This is a genomic window from Streptomyces sp. NPDC018263, from assembly GCF_055562575.1.
The window spans coordinates 1-16,207 of the sequence record NZ_JBVHFA010000005.1 but is presented as its reverse complement, the minus strand read 5'-3'; the positions used below and the strand labels follow the sequence as shown (position 1 = coordinate 16,207).

Annotated in this window: 15 protein-coding genes and 1 rRNA gene; 9 read left to right on the top strand and 7 right to left on the bottom strand. The window is 71.2% G+C overall.

Features of this window, described 5'->3' with window-relative positions; translation table 11 throughout:
• Positions 1-6: 6 nt before the first annotated feature.
• Entirely contained in the window at positions 7-1,131 is a 1,125-nt protein-coding gene (gene pstS / locus ACZ3HQ_RS15500) for a phosphate ABC transporter substrate-binding protein PstS (protein WP_467511115.1), read from the bottom strand.
• A 322-nt stretch (positions 1,132-1,453) separates the two neighbouring features.
• On the opposite strand from pstS, the gene ACZ3HQ_RS15495 reads away from it, so the two are divergent.
• Complete coding sequence (locus ACZ3HQ_RS15495) at positions 1,454-3,007, top strand: FAD-binding oxidoreductase (RefSeq protein ID WP_467511113.1); 1,554 nt, start codon at positions 1,454-1,456, stop codon at positions 3,005-3,007.
• 58 nt (positions 3,008-3,065) lie between these two features.
• Here the strand turns inward: ACZ3HQ_RS15495 and ACZ3HQ_RS15490 are convergent, their stop codons facing one another.
• From ACZ3HQ_RS15490 to ACZ3HQ_RS15475, 4 genes are all read right to left on the bottom strand, one after another.
• Positions 3,066-3,770 (bottom strand): phosphatase PAP2 family protein, encoded by a 705-nt coding sequence (locus tag ACZ3HQ_RS15490; protein ID WP_467511111.1) that lies wholly within the window; start codon positions 3,768-3,770, stop codon positions 3,066-3,068.
• A gap of 229 nt (positions 3,771-3,999) precedes the next feature.
• Entirely contained in the window at positions 4,000-4,944 is a 945-nt protein-coding gene (locus ACZ3HQ_RS15485; RefSeq protein ID WP_467511992.1) for a C40 family peptidase, read from the bottom strand.
• 171 nt (positions 4,945-5,115) lie between these two features.
• Positions 5,116-5,883: a trypsin-like serine peptidase gene (locus ACZ3HQ_RS15480; protein ID WP_467511109.1), complete on the bottom strand. Its 768-nt coding sequence runs from the start codon at positions 5,881-5,883 to the stop codon at positions 5,116-5,118.
• Positions 5,884-6,000: 117 nt separating this feature from the next.
• The gene (locus tag ACZ3HQ_RS15475; protein ID WP_467511107.1) at positions 6,001-6,942 is read right to left on the bottom strand and encodes an oxidoreductase; all 942 of its coding nucleotides are present in this window, start codon (positions 6,940-6,942) and stop codon (positions 6,001-6,003) included.
• A gap of 89 nt (positions 6,943-7,031) precedes the next feature.
• On the opposite strand from ACZ3HQ_RS15475, the gene ACZ3HQ_RS15470 reads away from it, so the two are divergent.
• The 7 genes from ACZ3HQ_RS15470 to ACZ3HQ_RS15440 all read left to right on the top strand — a co-directional run bounded on the left by ACZ3HQ_RS15470 (position 7,032) and on the right by ACZ3HQ_RS15440 (position 14,943).
• Positions 7,032-7,649, top strand: coding sequence for a TetR/AcrR family transcriptional regulator (locus ACZ3HQ_RS15470; protein ID WP_467511105.1), 618 nt, complete (start codon positions 7,032-7,034; stop codon positions 7,647-7,649).
• A 298-nt stretch (positions 7,650-7,947) separates the two neighbouring features.
• Complete coding sequence (locus ACZ3HQ_RS15465) at positions 7,948-8,256, top strand: hypothetical protein (RefSeq protein ID WP_003991275.1); 309 nt, start codon at positions 7,948-7,950, stop codon at positions 8,254-8,256.
• Between the two features lie 111 nt (positions 8,257-8,367).
• The gene (locus ACZ3HQ_RS15460) at positions 8,368-9,186 is read left to right on the top strand and encodes a DUF8175 domain-containg protein (RefSeq protein ID WP_467511103.1); all 819 of its coding nucleotides are present in this window, start codon (positions 8,368-8,370) and stop codon (positions 9,184-9,186) included.
• Complete coding sequence (locus ACZ3HQ_RS15455; protein WP_467511101.1) at positions 9,176-10,504, top strand: hypothetical protein; 1,329 nt, start codon at positions 9,176-9,178, stop codon at positions 10,502-10,504. The genes ACZ3HQ_RS15460 and ACZ3HQ_RS15455 overlap by 11 nt, the downstream gene beginning before the upstream one ends.
• Entirely contained in the window at positions 10,501-12,060 is a 1,560-nt protein-coding gene (locus ACZ3HQ_RS15450; protein WP_467511099.1) for an SCO6880 family protein, read from the top strand. The genes ACZ3HQ_RS15455 and ACZ3HQ_RS15450 overlap by 4 nt, the downstream gene beginning before the upstream one ends.
• Positions 12,061-12,069: 9 nt before the next feature.
• On the top strand, positions 12,070-13,482 hold the full coding sequence (locus tag ACZ3HQ_RS15445; RefSeq protein ID WP_350904662.1) for an ATP-binding protein: 1,413 nt from the start codon (positions 12,070-12,072) through the stop codon (positions 13,480-13,482).
• Between the two features lie 9 nt (positions 13,483-13,491).
• Positions 13,492-14,943: a type VI secretion protein gene (locus ACZ3HQ_RS15440; RefSeq protein WP_467511096.1), complete on the top strand. Its 1,452-nt coding sequence runs from the start codon at positions 13,492-13,494 to the stop codon at positions 14,941-14,943.
• Here the strand turns inward: ACZ3HQ_RS15440 and ACZ3HQ_RS15435 are convergent.
• Entirely contained in the window at positions 14,932-15,480 is a 549-nt protein-coding gene (locus ACZ3HQ_RS15435; RefSeq protein WP_467511094.1) for a GNAT family N-acetyltransferase, read from the bottom strand. The genes ACZ3HQ_RS15440 and ACZ3HQ_RS15435 overlap by 12 nt on opposite strands.
• Positions 15,481-15,515: 35 nt before the next feature.
• Between ACZ3HQ_RS15435 and ACZ3HQ_RS15430 the strand changes: the two genes are divergently transcribed.
• Positions 15,516-16,064 (top strand): cysteine hydrolase family protein, encoded by a 549-nt coding sequence (locus ACZ3HQ_RS15430; protein ID WP_467511092.1) that lies wholly within the window; start codon positions 15,516-15,518, stop codon positions 16,062-16,064.
• Between the two features lie 51 nt (positions 16,065-16,115).
• Here ACZ3HQ_RS15430 and rrf read toward each other — a convergent pair.
• Positions 16,116-16,207, bottom strand: a 5S ribosomal RNA gene (gene rrf / locus ACZ3HQ_RS15425); the annotation flags it as partial.

Sequence of the window (16,207 nt, the reverse complement as noted above, 5' to 3'; positions counted from 1 at the left end):
ATCGGGTCAGCTCAGGCCGTCGACGGTGGTGCGGACCTTGGCGATGATCTCTTCGGGGATGGGCGCGTAGTCGTTCTCCACGAGGACCTTCTGGCCGTCCTCACTGGCGAGGTAGCGCAGGAACGCCTTGGTCGCGGGCAGCGTCTCGGGCTTGTTGCCCTTGTCGCAGACGATCTCGTACGTGACCAGGGTGAGCGGGTAGGCGCCCTCGGCCTTGGTGTTGTAGTCCAGCTTCAGCGCGAGGTCCTTGCCCGTGCCGACGACCTTGGCGGCCGCGATGTCGGCGGTGGCGGACTCGGTGGAGGGCTTGACCGGGGTCTTGGCACCGGTGGCGATGGCCACGGTGGTCATGTCCTTGGCGTAGGACAGCTCGAAGTAGCCGATCGCGCCCTGGTTCTGCTTGACGCCCTGGGCCACACCGGCCGACCCGGAGGCCGCCTGGCCGTCCTTGGCCTGCCACGCCTTGCCGCCCTCGTACTTCCAGTTCTCCGGGGTGGTGGCGATCAGGTACTTGGTGAAGTTGTCCGTGGTACCGGAGTCCTCGGAGCGGTGGAACGGCTGGATCTTCAGGTCGGGCAGCTTCGCCGAGGGGTTCAGCTTCTTGATCGCCGGGTCGTTCCACTTCTGGATCTTGCTGTCGAAGATCTTGGCGAGCGTCGGGGCGTCCAGCACCAGGTCGTCCACGCCGGGCACGTTGTAGCCGAGCGCGATCGGGCCGCCGACCATCGGCAGGTCGATGCCCTGGCCGCCCTTGCAGACCTTCTTGGAGGCGGCGACCTCTTCCGGCTTCAGCGCGGAGTCGGAACCGGCGAAGGCGATCTGGCCCTGGTTGAACGAGGTGACACCCGCGCCCGAGCCGGCGCCCTTGTAGTTGATCTGCACACCGCACGCCTGGGAGAAGTTCTTCACCCACGCGTCGATCGCGTTCTTCTGCGCCGAGGAGCCGTCCGCCAGGAGCTGGCCCTTGGCGTCGTCGCACTTGATCGAACCGGCGGCGGCCGACGACGAGGCGTTGTCGCCCGTCTTCGTGCCCGTGTCGTCGGAACCGCACGCCGTCAGGGCCAGGGCACCGGAGACGGCGACCGCACCGAGCGAGAGGGCGCGCAGCCGGTTCTTGCGCTGAAGCTTCACGTTCGGAAGTTCCTTCCAGGAGCCGCCGCTAGGGGCGGCGTGCGACGTTGGGTGGTACGCGAGTGCATCCTGTCCGCACTCCGTACCGGCTACGGCCGAAATTAGGCAGAACAGGTGAAGCCGCCGATGGCCCGAAGTGAACGAGGGGTGAACCCCTGCCGTCGGCCCGGTGAGGTGACGGAACGCTTACGGCCAGGACACACGGAGGTCGCGGCGCCCGGCCCCCTCTGACGCGTTCTCGCCCCTGTCCGGAACCCCGGCCCCCCGGGCGCCGTCTGGCTCCCCGAAGGGTCACCGCAGGGGCGAGGGGACGGCGAGCGACATGGACCGGCGGACGTTTCTCACGGGGGGCGCCACCGCCCTCACCGCACTCACCGCCTGCGCACCGGGGGGTGGTGACACCCCGGCCCGGCCGGGCGCCCTCGGATCGCGGGTGTCCACCACCCTGACAACGGCGTCCGTGAAAGCCGCCGCCGACTGGAAGGCACTCGCCCGCGACCTCGACGGCACCCTCATCCGCCCCGGCGACGCCTCCTGGACCCCGGCCCGCCGCCTCTACAACACCCGCTTCGACTCCCTGCGCCCGGCCGCCGTCGCCTACGCGGCCCACGCGGCCGACATCCGCACCCTGCTGGCGTACGCCCGCGCCCACCGGATCAAGGTGGCGATCCGCAACGGCGGCCACTCCTACGCCGGTTACTCCTCCGGCGACGGCCGCCTGATCGTCGACGTGTCCGCCCTGAACCGGGTCAGCTCCTCGGGCGGGCACGCGGTGGTGGGCGCGGGCGCCAAGCTGATCGACGTGTACCGGACGCTGGGCGCCAAGGGCGCGGCCATACCGGCCGGTTCCTGCCCGACGGTCGGGATATCCGGCCTGGTGCTCGGCGGCGGCCACGGTGTCGCCTCCCGCGCCTACGGCCTCACCTGCGACAACCTCACCCAGGCCACCCTGGTCACGGCGGACGGCCGTACCCTTACCGCCAACTCCCGTGAGAACGCGGACCTGTTCTGGGCGCTGCGCGGCGCGGGCAACGGCAACTTCGGCGTCGTCACCGAGCTGCGCCTCACCACCCACCGCGCCCCGCAGGCTGTCACCGCCTACCTGCGCTGGCCCTGGGCGAAGGCGGCGGCGGTGCTGAAAGCCTGGCAGGAGTGGGGGCCCGCCCAGCCGGACGAGATCTGGTCCGCCCTGCACCTGGCACGCGCCGGGGGCCGCACCCCGACCGTCTCCGTCTCCTGCTTCTCCCTGGGCTCCCGGCGTGACCTGGAGAACGCCGTCGACCGTCTCGCCCACCGCGCGGGCGCCGACGCCTTGGCCGTCTCCCTGCGCGCCCACGGCTACGAGGAGGCGATGGAGATCTACGCCGGCTGCTCCGCCTTCGCCACCGACGCCCAGTGCCATCTGCCGGGCACCACCCCCGGCCGCTCCCCGCGCGGCGCCCTGCACCGCGAGACCTACGCGGCCCGCTCCGACTTCTTCGACCGCTCGCTGTCCACCGCGGGCGTGAACACCCTGCTGAAGCGGGTCGGCGCGATGTCCGGCGGCGCGGGCAGTGTGGCGCTCACCGCGCTGGGCGGCGCCGTCAACCGGGTCTCCCCCACCGCCACCGCCTTCGTGCACCGCCGCTCCCGGATGCTGGCCCAGTACCTCGCCTCCTGGGGCGCGGGCACCCCCGGCTCGGCCGCCCGCTCCTGGCTGGACTCGACCCACGCCGCGATGCGTCCCCACGCCTCGGGCGCCGCCTACCAGAACTACACCGACGCCGCCCTGCCCGACTGGCGCCGCGCCTACTACGGCAGCGCCGGCCCCCGGCTCGCCGAGGTGAAGAAGCGGTACGACCCGGAGCGGTTCTTCGGGTACGCGCAGGGGCTGTGACACGGAAGAAGGCCGCGGCGACCGAGCCGCGGCCTTCTCACCGACTCCTGACGACCGCCTACGCGGCCAGGTCCTTCTCCCCCGACCCCGCCGGCTCGCGGCCGCCCGCGAACAGCGCGTCCCCGCGCTCCTGGCCCACCGGACGGGCGCTCACCAGCCGTCCCGCGCGCGGGGAGCGGGCGATGGCCCGCACCAGCGGGGTGAGCAGCGCGGTCGCGGGCGGGGAGAGCAGCAGCGCGACCGCCGTGCCGAGGGCGAAGCCGCCGATGACGTCGGTCGGGTAGTGCACACCCATGAAGACCCGGCAGAAGCCCTCCAGCAGGGCGAGCGCGATACCGGCGATGCCGAAGCGGCGGTTGGCGACGAAGAGGCCGACCCCGATCGCCATGGTGATCGTCGCGTGGTCGCTGACGAAGGAGTAGTCGCTCTTGCCCGCGATCAGAACGTCGAGCCCCTGGTGGTCCATGAAGGGGCGGGGCCGCTCCACGAAGCCCCGGATGGGCACGTTCACCAGCACCGCGACGGCTGCCGCCAGCGGCGCCCAGACCAGCGCGGCCACCGAGGACACCGCGTCCGGGCCGCCCCGGCGCCGCACCGTCAGCCAGCAGCCGAGCACCAGCAGGACCATGGCCACCGGGAGTCCGTACTCGCCGACGAACTCCATGACCCGGTCGAACCAGTGCGGGGCGGCCTTCGCCAGGCCGTTGATGTCGTAGAGCAGCTCGACGTCGGGGTTCGATCCGGATTCGGCGAGTACAGCCATGGTGCTGCGGCCCCTTCGTCGTCTTACCGGACGCACCCAGTGTGCGTCGCGCCAACCCCCCGTGGGTCGTAGATCCGCTTCCGTTGCACTGGCGCACTGACGTCTGCTCGGCTACGTGAACAGGAACGCACAGCCTCCCTGAATACGTTCCACCCTCCACCGAATGATCACTCAGACGTTATCGAAGAGATACCCGTCCGCGCAGCTCAGGGGGTGGGTTGACGCTCCGCTACACATGCGTGGGGAGCGCTTTCGCGCCATCCTCGGTGACCCGCGTGGCACCGAAGTAGTCGCCCCCGTCGATCGGGTCGAACCGGATCACCGCACCCGTGCGCGGCGCGTCGATCATGTACCCGCCGCCGACGTAGATGCCCACGTGGTGGATGGCCCGCGAGTCGGCCGGATCGTGCGAGAAGAACACCAGGTCCCCGGGGAGCAGCTCGTTCCGCGCCGGATGCGGACCCGCGTTGTACTGGTCGTTGGCCACACGCGGCAGCTTGATCCCGACACTGTCGTACGCCGCCTGGGTCAGCCCCGAGCAGTCGAACCGCCCGCTCTGCGCGGCCGTGCCGGTGCCGCCCCACAGATACGGGGTGCCGAGCTTGGTCTGCGCGTAGGCGATGGCACCGGCGGCCTGCCGGGAGGGGTCGACCCGGGCGACGGGCGCGGCGAAGCTCTTCGCCAGCGTCGTGATGGTCTTCACGTAGTTCCGGGTCTCCCGGTAGGGCGGCACGCCCCCGTACCGGATGACCGCGTACGCGCCCGCGTTGTAGGCGGCGAGCATGTTGGCCGAGACGTCTCCGGGAACGTCCTTGACGTACTTGGCCAGTTCGCAGTCGTAGGAGGCCGCCGAGGGGATCGCGTCGTCCGGGTCCCACACGTCCCGGTCGCCGTCGCCGTCCCCGTCCACCCCGTGGGTGGCCCAGGTGCCGGGGATGAACTGCGCTATCCCCTGCGCCTTGGCGGGGCTGCGCGCACCGGGGTTGAACCCGCTCTCCTGGTACAACTGGGCGGCCAGCAGCGCCGGGTTGATGGCCGGGCACAGGTTGCCCCACTTCTGCACCAGCGCCTGGTACGCCGCCGGGACCGCGCCCTTGGCCAGCCCGACACCGCCGGCGGCCACCCCGCCCGCGAGGTTCCCCGCGACGATGTAGACCCCGACGGCGAGCAGCATCACGAAGCTCAGGCCGAGCCCGATCGCGGCGCCTGCGGCCACCCATACTTTGCGCACGGGTCAACTTTCCCCCATGAAGGGCCGGTTCAAGACCTCTTTGCCCTCGCACGCGCCCCGCGGACCAACAATTCGGCCTATCCGCGACCGTTCGACGCTCCTTCAGGAACCCTTTCAGCTCCCGGTCGCCGTCCGGTAGAGCGCGGCGGCCGCGCGGCCCAGCACCACGCTGTAGGAGACGTCCGCCGTCGACCCGCCCCGCTGGTGACCGCCGAGCACCCCGACCACCTGTCCGGACCCGTTCAGCCACGGGCTCCCGCTGGTCCCGCCGGTGAAGCCGGGGCAGTGCACCCGCTGCTGGGTCATCCCGCGCGCCACCGGCCGGTCGGTGCACATCACCGGCGTCTCGCGGACGTCCGGGAGGCCGAACAGGGTGACGGCACTCGCCCCGGTCGCGGTGCCGGCGGCGAACCGGTTCCCGCCGACCACGTCCTCCACCCGTCTGCCGTCCACGTCACCGACGTGCGCGAAGGCCACGTCGCTGTCCTCGTCCTGGTCCGCCGTCCACCCCTCGGGCAGCACCCGCTCCCCCACCGGCCACATCCCGTACGGCGCCCGGCCGTCGCGGTAGCCCGGCGCGAAGAACAGCTTGCCGTCGGCCTGGGTGAGACAGTGCGCGGCGGTGACGAGGAGGTCGTGGGCGGGGCTGTGCACGACCGAAGCGGTGCAGAAGTGGCCCCGCTCCGGCCGGCCGGTGGCGTCCGCGCCGAACAGCGCGCCCACCCGCGCGGTCCGCGCGTCGGCGGGCGCGGTGACGGTCACCTCCAGCGGACCGCTCCCGTCGTCGGCGGCCGCGACGGAGGCCGAGGTGAGGGCGAGCATCACGACCGCGCCGAGCAGGGCGGGCCGCGAGGTGACCGGGTTGCGTGCGCTGCGCTTCATCAGTCCTCACTCTGTCCCCCCAGGGTGAGAAACCTGCCCGGCCGTCGCCGAGTTTTTCCTGTGAACCGGAGTGCCGTCCACCCTACCGACGCCGGTCACGCTCCGCTGCCCCTGCGCTCACGCGCTGTCGACACTCCCGGCTGCGGGCGCCGCGAGCCCCCAGGTGACGCCGGTCAGCTCCTCGGAGAGGGTCCACAGCCGACGGGCCGCCTCCGGGTCGCTCGCCGCCGCGCTGCGGCCGACCAGCGCGGGGGCGCCGCGCATCTCGCCGAGGCCGCCGGGGCCGACGTAGGACGCGCCGGGCAGGTCCTCGGTGGCCGCGTACAGGGTGGGCAGGGAGCCGCCCTTGTCGTCCTGGGCGAACACCTTGTTTCCGACGCCCATGAAGAGGCGGGCCAGCGGGTTCGCGGCATGGCTCTGGAGGTTGGTCGCGGCGTAGCCGGGGTGGGCGGCGAGGGCGCGCACCGGGGACCCCGCCTCGGTGAGGCGGCGCTGGAGCTCCAGGGTGAACAGGAGGTTGGCCAGCTTGGACTGGGCGTAGGCGCGGGTCGGGGTGTAGCGGCCGCGCAGATTGACGTCGTCGAAGCTGATCCGGCCGTCCCCGCCCCGGTGCAGCCCGGAGGAGACGGTCACCACGCGGTCGGTGAGGTGCGGCAGCAGCAGGTTGGTCAGGGCGAAGTGCCCGAGGTGGTTGGTGCCGAACTGGGTCTCGAAGCCCTGCTTGGTCCGCCCCTCGGGGAGCATCATCACGCCGGCGTTGTTGATCAGCAGGTCCAGCGGGCGGTCCCAGCCGGCCGCGAACCCGGCGACCGAGTCCAGGTCCGCCAGGTCCAGGCGGCGCACCTCGGTGCTGCCGGTCACCCGCCCCGCCGCGGCGGCGCCGCGCGCCAGGTCCCGCACCGCGAACACCACGTGCGCCCCGGCCCGGGCCAGCGCGGCGGCGGCCATGAAGCCGATCCCGCTGTTGGCACCGGTCACCACGGCCGTACGGCCGCTCAGATCGGGCAGACGGTCCACATTCCACTGGCGCGCACCGCGCGCTTCGCTCGTCTCGGCCATGGACTCAATGCAGGCAACGCCAACAATGATGTCAACGACAACAATGCAGTCATCGCCAACAAAGCTGGCGCCGACAACATCGGGATACGATGACCCCCATGCCGCGCACCCCCGCAAGCCGCCCGTACCACCACGGCGACCTGCGCGCCGCCCTGCTCCAGAGCGCCGAGCGCACCCTGCGCGAGAAGGGCGTCGCCGCCCTCTCCCTGCGCGAGCTGGCCCGCGCCACCGGCGTCAGCCATGCCGCCCCCGGCCGCCACTTCAAGGACAAGCAGGCCCTCCTCGACGCCCTGGCCCTCGCCGGCTACGAGCGCCTGAACCAGGCCCTCACCGCCGCGACCGCCGACCGCCCCGACGCGGACTTCGAGCAGCACATGACCGCTCTCGCCCGCGCCTACCTCGGCTTCGCCGTCGACAACCCCGAGCTGCTGGAGCTGATGTTCACGCGCAAGCACGAACCCGACAGCTCCGGGCACCTCGCCGCCGCGGTCGACCAGACCCTCGGCGCCCTCACCCGCACCTTCGCCCGCGCCCAGGAACGCGGCGAGATCGTCCAGGGCGACCCCGAGCGCGTCACCCTGGTCGCCGCCGCCAGCCTGCACGGCCTCGCCGCCCTCATCGCCGGCTGCGCGCTGGACGCCGAGGAGACCCTGGCCGGTCTCGACACCCACGTCCACCTGCTGCTGCACGGGCTCAAACCGCACTGACGCCGCGTGAGAACATCGTCTCGACGCCTCACCCGACCAGCCGTCAGAAACCGGACGGAGGACGGAAGTGCCGTAAGAGAGCCCAACGACGGAACCACACCACAGGTTTCGCTCTCGCGTCATTGCCCGGCGTGACCTGCCGTGATACACAGAGTGACCGTACGCGCCAAATGTACGAGACCCGCCTGTGAATGCCGCCAAGTCGACTTACGACGGCGACGTTGTCGGCGACAATGAGTCCTGACCTCTGCACACCGCAGAGGAGCGGCACAACTACCCACCAGGGGCGGTGACTTACATGCTCTTTGCGGCCGACAAGGGAGACATCAACACCATCATCGGCGGAATCGCTCCGGACTGGGGGCCTTTCGGCAGCCTGGGCAACGAAGCGAAGGTGATGATCGAGGTCGTGATGGCCGTCGCCATCCTTCTCTGCCTCGGCATCGCCATCTGGGGCGCGGCCAAACAGCGCATCGGCGCCACCGCGCTGCGGGACACCTTCAGCGCGGAGCAGGGCAAGGGACTCATCATCGCGGGCCTCACCGGGGTCTTCATCATCGGCTCCCTCGGCACGCTGTTCACCATCGTGTACGGCATGGCCGTCTGACGCCCGGACTCGAGGTCGCGTTTCCCTGATGTCCAGTCACCACACCGCGCCCGCGCGAGGACCAGCCCGGCTACCGTCGTATGAACACGAGGCGGAGAGGGCGGACGCGGCATGAGCACATCAGGCGAGCACGGTTACCCCGACACCGGGCACACCCGCACCCACCTCCCCGGCGGCGACCCCTACGGCGGCGCCCCCCGCCGCACCCCCCGCTCCTCCTCCCGCAGCCTCATCACCGTCGTAGGCGTAGTAGTCCTCCTCATCGCAGCCATCGCCTTCGCCAACCGCGACAACTCCTCCTCCCCGAACACCCCGGCCAAGGGCGCCCCCCACCAACCGGCGGCCCCCACAGCGGCCTCCGGCACCACCCCGGTCCCCACCACAGAAAACGGCATCCCCACCCGCTTCCCCCACACCCAGCAGGGGGCGGAGAGCGCGGCGGCGAACTATGCGGTGGCATTGGGGTCTGACGGGATGTTCAACACCGCCAAACGGCACGCGATCGTGCAGACCATCGCGGTGCCCAGTTCCACAGGCCGGCTTCAGTCCGGGTTCGACGCGGATTACTCCGCCGCCTTCCTCAAGAAGGTCGGGCTCACCGACGACGGCAACGCCCCCGCGGGCAGCACCTTCGTGAACCGCACCCTCCCGGCCGGCTCCAAGGTCACCTCGTACAGCGACAGCGCGGCCACCGTCGAGGTGTGGTGCAACGGCATGTTCGGCCTCGCAGGGGACCGCTCGACGAACCCGGTGACCAGCAGTTGGTTCACCGTGACCCTGAAGCTTCGCTGGAGCGACAACGACTGGAAGGTCCTCGAATCCAGCCAGCGGACCGGGCCCACCCCGGTCACCGGGGACAACCCGGTGTCCGGAGCCGATGAGATCAGCAAGGCGGTCCAGGAGTTCGGAGGCTTCACCTATGCCCGGTAGCCAGTACCGCGCGCTCAAGCTCACCGGCTTGGTCGCCGCGATTCAGACAGCCACCGTGCTCTTCGCCACGAACGTCATGGCGGCCCCCAGCCCTACCCCCACCAAGAGCGGTGACCCCTGCGCACTGATCGCCGGCCCCGCCAAGAAGTACTGCGAACAGAACAACCACGGCGGAGGCGGCGCTCGCAAAGGGCTCACCACCGACAACCCCCTGACCTCCTCCCTCGACCCCCTCGCCTCGCTCGCCAAAGGCTGTGCGGATGCCGCGTCGTGGACGATCGGGAAGTTGAGCGACGCCGTGAAGGAGACGGCGAACGTCGACTTCACGAATCCGAAGTTCCTCCAGCAGTACGCGGTGGTCTTCGCCGCCTCCACGATCCTCACCCTCGTCCTGTGGCTCCTCGCGGTGGCCAAGCGAGCGGTGAGGGGCGTCCCCCTCACCACCGCCATCTCGGAAGCCGTCGGCTTCCTCTGGCTCACGGTGCTCGCCTCCGCCTTCACCCCCCTGATCCTCTACACCGTCGTCTCCGCGGCCGACGGCGTCACCGACGTCCTGGCGAAAGCCACCGGCGACCAGGCCGACACGTTCTTCGGCACCTTCTCCGGCGCCCTGGAGAAGGGCGACGACATCGGCGGCGGCCCCATCATGCTGATCGTCGTCTCCCTCGTCAGCATCCTCGCCGCAGGCGTCCTCTGGCTCGAACTCGTCATCCGCGCCGCCCTGCTGTACGTAGGCGCCCTCCTCGGCACCGTCGTCTACGCGGGCCTCGTCGACAAGAACCTGTGGGGCCACGTCCGCCGCTGGGCCGGCATCATGATCGCCGTCATCATGGTCAAACCGGTCATCGTCATCGTCCTCGGCCTCGCCGGCGCCCTCTCCGGCGACAGCGGCCCCGACGCCTTCGGCGCCGTCGTCTCCGGCCTCTCCATCATCCTGCTCGCCATCTTCGCCAGCGCGATGATCTACCGCTTCGTCCCCGGCTTCGGCGACGAGATCGCCGGCTCCCGCAACAACCGCATCATGCAGGGCGCCGAGGGCAAGGCCGCCGCCGTCATCAGCTCCCCCGCCACCCTCGTCGCCCAGGGCATCAAAACCCACAGCACTCGCGCCGACACGGGCGCGGGCGGTGGCGGACAAGGCGCCGGCCCCCGCCCCGCCAACCCCGCCTCCGGCGGCGTCGCCGCCCACAGCGGCCGCAACCCCCAGAACGCCCCCGCCGCGGCCCCCGCGCCCCGCGCCCCCAGCCCGGTCAACACCCCGCACGCAGGCAACACCCGCAACAGCAGCACCAACCGCTCTGGAGGTGAAGGGCGTTGACGACCGAGGCCCACCTGTCCCATCCGGTCACGCCCCGCCGTACGTATCTCATCGGCCGCGCCCGGCCCAACGCGATCATCGGCCGCAACCGCGAGTCCGGCGAGATCGCGCTGATCGTCGCCGGCGCGTTCCTCGGCATGATGTGCGGCCTCCTCGTACCCGCCCTCCCCCTGCGCATCGCGCTCCTCAGCGGCTTCCCGATGCTCGCGGTAGCCGCGGTCTACGTGCCGTACAAGCGCCGCACCTTCTACAAGTGGTTCGAGATCAACCGCTCCTACAAGCGCACCGTCAAGCGCGAGGCCGTCTACCGCTCCGCCGTCATGGAGTCCGGCACCCGCCTCGACGGCCGCGAGGTCGAGATCGGCCCGCCGCCCGGCATCGGCCGCGTCAACTGGCTCGCCGCGCCCTTCGGCCCCGACGAGATCGCCGTACTGCTGCACGCCGACCGCAAGACCGTCACCGCCGCCATCGAGATCGAGGGCCCCGGCGTCGGCCTGCGCGACTCCGAGGACCAGGAAGCCCTCGTCGACCGCTTCGGCACCCTCCTCAAGCACGTGGCCAACGGCGACGGCTTCGTCAACCGCATCCAGATGCTCGCCCGCACCCTCCCCGCCGACCCCGACGCCCACGCCAAGGACGTCGTCCTGCGCGGCGACGGCCGCTCCCCGGAGTGGCTCCAGCGGTCCTACGACCAGCTCCAGTCCATGGTCTCCACCAGCAGCGAGCAGCACCGCGCCTACCTCGTCGCCTGCATGACCTTCACCCGCGACCTGGCCGCCGAGGCGCACGCCATGGCCCGTGCCGCCCGCCCCCAGGCCGGCCGCAAGCTCGACCGCGACGCCGGGCTCGCCATCGTCATGGCCCGCGAGCTGACCGACATCTGCTCCCGCCTCCAGGAAGCCGACATCCGGGTCCGCCAGCCCCTCGGACAGGGCCGCCTCTCCTCCCTGATCCACTCCATGTACGACCCGGACCACCCCATCGACCACATCCAGGCCATGACCCAGCGCAACGCCTGGCCCGCCGAACTCAACGCCATGGAGCCCACCTACCTCCAGGCCAAGACCCGCGAGTCCACCACCCGCGCCCCCTGGTGCCACGCCACCGCCTGGGTGAAGGAGTGGCCGATGACCCCCGTCGGCGTCAACTTCCTCGCCCCCCTCCTCGTCCACACCCCGGACGTGATCCGCACCGTCGCCGTCACCATGGACCTCGAACCCACCGAGATCGCCATCGAGCGCATGCTGACGGAGAAGACCAACGACGAGGCCGAGGCGTCCCGCGCCGCGAAGATGAACCGCACCGTCGACCCACGCGACGTCGCCGCCCACTCCCGCCTCGACCAGCGCGGCGAGGACCTCGCCAGCGGAGCCGCCGGCGTCAACCTCGTCGGCTACATCACCGTCTCCGCCCGCTCCCCCGAGGCGCTCAACCGCGACAAGCGCACCATCCGCGCCTCGGCGGGCAAGTCGTACCTGAAGCTGGAGTGGTGCGACCGCGAGCACCACCGCGCGTTCGTGAACACCCTCCCGTTCGCCACCGGCATCCGAAGGTAGAGGCTCTCCATGCGAGATCCGCTGTCCGTCCTCACCGACGCCTTCACGTCCTTCCTCTTCGGGAAGGTCGAGACCACCCGCCTCCCGGTGCGCACCTCCACCGGGCAGGCCCAGGCGGTCTACCTGCCGACGGCCGCCCCCGGCCTCGGCGACTCAGGCGTCATCATCGGCCGCGAGGTCTACTCCGGGAAGGGCTACATCTACGACCCCTTCCAGCTCTACGGCCAGCAGCTCCCGGCCCCGCACTGGCTCGTCCTCGGCGAGTCCGGCAACGGCAAGTCGGCGCTGGAGAAGACGTACGTCCTGCGCCAGCTCCGCTTCAAGGACCGCCAGGTCGTCGTCCTGGACGCCCAGGGCGAGGACGGCGTCGGCGAATGGAACCTCATCGCGGAGGAGCTGGGGATAACCCCCATCCGGCTCGACCCGACCGCCGCGCTCAACCACGGCATCCGGCTCAACCCGCTCGACCCCGCGATCACCACCACGGGCCAGCTCGCGCTGCTCCGCACCATCATCGAGGTCGCACTCGGCCACGGCCTGGACGAACGCTCCGGCTTCGCCCTCAAGGTCGCCCACTCCTACGTCAACGAGACCATCGTCGACCGCCAGCCTGTCCTCATGGACATCGTCGAGCAGCTCCGCCACCCCGAGCCGGAGTCCGCCGAAGCGATGAACGTGGCCCTGGACGATGTACGCGCCTGGGGCCTGGACGTCGCCCTGGTCATCGACCGGCTGGTCGACGGCGACCTGCGCGGCATGTTCGACGGCCCGACCACGGTCGGCATCGACCTGGACGCCCCGCTGATCGTCTTCGACCTCTCGCACATCGACCGCAACTCCATCGCCATGCCCATCCTGATGGCGATCGTCGGCGTGTGGCTGGAGCACACCTGGATCAGGCCCGACCGCAAGAAGCGCATCTTCCTGGTCGAGGAAGCCTGGCACATCATCAACAGCCCCTTCGTGGCCCAGTTGTTCCAGCGGCTGCTGAAGTTCGGCCGGCGCCTCGGCCTGTCCTTCGTCGCCGTCGTCCACCACCTCTCCGACGTGGTCGACGGCGCGGCGGCGAAGGAGGCGGCCGCCATCCTCAAGATGGCCTCCACCCGGACGATCTACGCCCAGAAGGCCGACGAGGCCAGAGCGACCGGCCGGGTCCTCGGCCTGCCCCGCTGGGCCGTGGAGATCATCCCGACGCTCACCCCCGGCATCGCGGTCTGGGACGTCAACGGCAACGTCCAGGTGGTCAAACACCTGGTCACCGAGACGGAACGCCCGCTGGTCTTCACCGACCGGGCGATGACCCAGTCCTCCGACGACCTGGCGGCCGACGACGCCCTGCGCGCCGCCGAGCTGGAGGCAGAGCAGCGGGCCGCCGCCTTCGTGGAACAGCACGTGGGCGACTCCGAGTCGACGGTGGCGTAGGGAGAGCACGTGCGAGCGGACGAGCGGGGCGGCGGCCGGGACGCCGGACGCGCGGGCGAGAGCGGCGGGATTCCGGACGGCCTCCTGGTCGGCCTGCTCGCCTTCCTCCTCGGCATGACGGTCCTGGTGTGGACGGCCACCGGCCTCGCGGCCCTCTTCGCCCGCGGCTCCTGGCCGGCCCCGCTGGCCTTCACCCGCACCCCGCTGGCCATACGCCATCTCGTCGCCCAGCCGCACGACATCGCCGGCGCCTGGGCGGGCACCCCACCGGATCAGCTTCCCGGCTGGGGACTCTTCTGGGGCCTGTTCATCGGCCAGTTGCTGATCCTGCTGGTCCTGACGGTCTTCGTCCTCGGCACGGTCGCCCGCTGGCGCGCCGGCCGGGTACGCAGGCTCGCGCAGCCGCCCCAGGCTCCGGCGGCGGAGAAAGCGGTGCCGGAGCCCCGGATCGAGCAGCCGCCGCTCCTCACCGCACCCGTGGTCATGGAGAAGCCCCAGCCGGTCGTGGAGCCGCCCCCGCCCGCCGCAGAACAGCCGCAGGGCCCCCTCCGCTACGGCACCCCCGAGACCCGCCACGCCTCGGCGCTCGCGGCCCTCCAGGACGCCCCCGGCCCCGCGCTGGTCGTCACCTCGAACCCGGCGCTCTGGCAGGAGACCAAGGACGCGCGGGCCAAGCTCGGCCCCGTCCTCCTCTACGACCCCACCCACCGCTGCGACACCCCGGCCCGCCTGCACTGGTCGCCCACGGCGGGCTGCGAGGACCGCCCCACCGCGCTGAGCCGCGCCACGGCGCTTCTCGCCCCGGTCCGGCCCACGGCCCGTATCGACCAGGCCGTCACCGACACCGCCACCACCCTGCTGCGCAGCTTCCTGCACGCCGCCGCGCTGGACGGCCGCACCATCCGCCACGTCCACCGCTGGACCCAGGGCACCCAGCTCCAGGACGCGGTGCGCACCCTGCGCACCCACCCCAAGGCGGCACCCGGCTCGGCGGGCGAGCTGGAGGCGGCGCTCACCTCGTACCCGGAACGCCGGGACATCGCCCAGGAGTTGACCAGCCGGGCGCTCTCCGCGCTCCTCACGGTCAACATCCGGGAATCGTGCACCCCACACCGAACCGACACGCTCGCCCTGGATTCCTTCGTGCACGAAGGGGGCACGCTCTATGTGGTCGGTGAACCCATCGAGGACCCCAGGACGCGGCCGGGCGCGATGCCCCTGCTGACGGCCCTCGTCTCGAGCGTGGTCGAGCACGGCCGGCGCATGGCCGAACGGTCATCCTCCGGTCGGCTCGACCCACCACTCACGCTGATCCTGGACGACGTGGCCGCGGTCGCCCCGTTCCCCCAGCTCCCCGAGCTGCTCGGCACCGGCCCCGCCGAGGGCCTGCCGGCACTGGCCCTGCTCCGCTCCCGCGAACAGGCCCGCGCCCGCTGGCCCCACGAGGACCTACCGGTCTAGCGCGAACTCCTGCTCCCGCTCGTCCTCGTTCTTGGAGAACGACACCACGAGCCCGGTCGGCTTGAACCCCGCCCGCACATAGGCTCCCTGGGCGCGCGGATTGTCGGCGTGCACGAACAGCCGCACCCGCTCGGCCCCCTGTTCCCACGCCCAGGCGACACCGGCGTCCAGCAGCTCCTGGATCAGCCCGTTCCCCCGGTGCTCGGGCCGCACGAACACCCCGACGACATGCCCCTGCCGCCGCTCGACCGCATACCCGGCCCAGTCCTCGGACCCGGCCTCCTCCAGCAGCACGGTCACCGTCCCGGCCCACTCCCCGCCGGGCGCCTCGGCGATGAACTGCCGAACCCCACTCCCCTGAGCGGCCCGCTCCTGCCAGAACGAGTCCGGCCGCGCGGCAGCCGTCTCATACGTCTCCAGGAACGCGAGATGAGCGACGGGGTCCCGCAGCGCGTCCAGCCGCAGCCGCTTCACCTCCGCCCACTCCTCCGCCCGCACAGCCCGGACCACATACCCCTGACCACCCACAACTCCCATGCCCCTAAAGGTAGTACGCCCGTACAGTGACCCCTATGACAACCCTCCCCGACCGTGACCGCACGGCCCTCCTCGTCATCGACGTCCAGAACGACGTGGTTGCCGACAACCACGACCGTGACGGCGTCATCGCCCGCATCAACACCCTGATCGACAAGGCCCGCGCGGAGGACGTGCCGGTGATCTGGGTGCAGCACCACGACGACGAGCTGTGGCGGGACAGCGCCGGCTGGGAGTTCGTCCCCGAGTTGAAGCGCCGGGAGGACGAGCCCCTCGTGCACAAGAGCTACCGCGACTCCTTCGAGGACACCGAATTGGAGTCCGTCCTGGCCGAGCACCGCGTGGGCCGGCTCGTCGTCACCGGCGCCCAGACCGACTTCTGCGTCCGCTCCACCCTCCAGGGAGCCCTGGTCCGCGGCTACGACGCGCTTCTCGTCGCCGACGCCCACACCACGGAAAACCTCAGCAAGTACGGCGCCCCGACCCCGGACCTGGTGATCGCGCACACCAACCTGTACTGGGGCGGCCAGCATGCCCCCGGCCGTAAGGGCGGCACGGTGAATACGGCCGAGGTGGTCTTCTAAAACGCAGAAAACCCCCGCACCAAAGGTGCGGGGGTTTCCCATTCAAAATTAGTTCGGCGGCGTCCTACTCTCCCACAGGGTCCCCCCTGCAGTACCATCGGCGCTGTGAGGCTTAGCTTCCGGGTTCGGAATGTAACCGGGCG

Bases quoted from the DNA above. Each gene is read 5' to 3' on its own strand.
- ACZ3HQ_RS15495 (WP_467511113.1), top strand. From the start codon at position 1,454: ATGGACCGGCGGACGTTTCTCACGGGGGGCGCCACCGCCCTCACCGCA.
- ACZ3HQ_RS15490 (WP_467511111.1), bottom strand. From the start codon at position 3,770: ATGGCTGTACTCGCCGAATCCGGATCGAACCCCGACGTCGAGCTGCTC.
- ACZ3HQ_RS15485 (WP_467511992.1), bottom strand. From the start codon at position 4,944: ATGCTGCTCGCCGTCGGGGTCTACATCGTCGCGGGGAACCTCGCGGGC.
- ACZ3HQ_RS15480 (WP_467511109.1), bottom strand. From the start codon at position 5,883: ATGAAGCGCAGCGCACGCAACCCGGTCACCTCGCGGCCCGCCCTGCTC.
- ACZ3HQ_RS15475 (WP_467511107.1), bottom strand. From the start codon at position 6,942: ATGGCCGAGACGAGCGAAGCGCGCGGTGCGCGCCAGTGGAATGTGGAC.
- ACZ3HQ_RS15470 (WP_467511105.1), top strand. From the start codon at position 7,032: ATGACCCCCATGCCGCGCACCCCCGCAAGCCGCCCGTACCACCACGGC.
- ACZ3HQ_RS15465 (WP_003991275.1), top strand. From the start codon at position 7,948: ATGCTCTTTGCGGCCGACAAGGGAGACATCAACACCATCATCGGCGGA.
- ACZ3HQ_RS15460 (WP_467511103.1), top strand. From the start codon at position 8,368: ATGAGCACATCAGGCGAGCACGGTTACCCCGACACCGGGCACACCCGC.
- ACZ3HQ_RS15455 (WP_467511101.1), top strand. From the start codon at position 9,176: ATGCCCGGTAGCCAGTACCGCGCGCTCAAGCTCACCGGCTTGGTCGCC.
- ACZ3HQ_RS15445 (WP_350904662.1), top strand. From the start codon at position 12,070: ATGCGAGATCCGCTGTCCGTCCTCACCGACGCCTTCACGTCCTTCCTC.
- ACZ3HQ_RS15435 (WP_467511094.1), bottom strand. From the start codon at position 15,480: ATGGGAGTTGTGGGTGGTCAGGGGTATGTGGTCCGGGCTGTGCGGGCG.
- ACZ3HQ_RS15430 (WP_467511092.1), top strand. From the start codon at position 15,516: ATGACAACCCTCCCCGACCGTGACCGCACGGCCCTCCTCGTCATCGAC.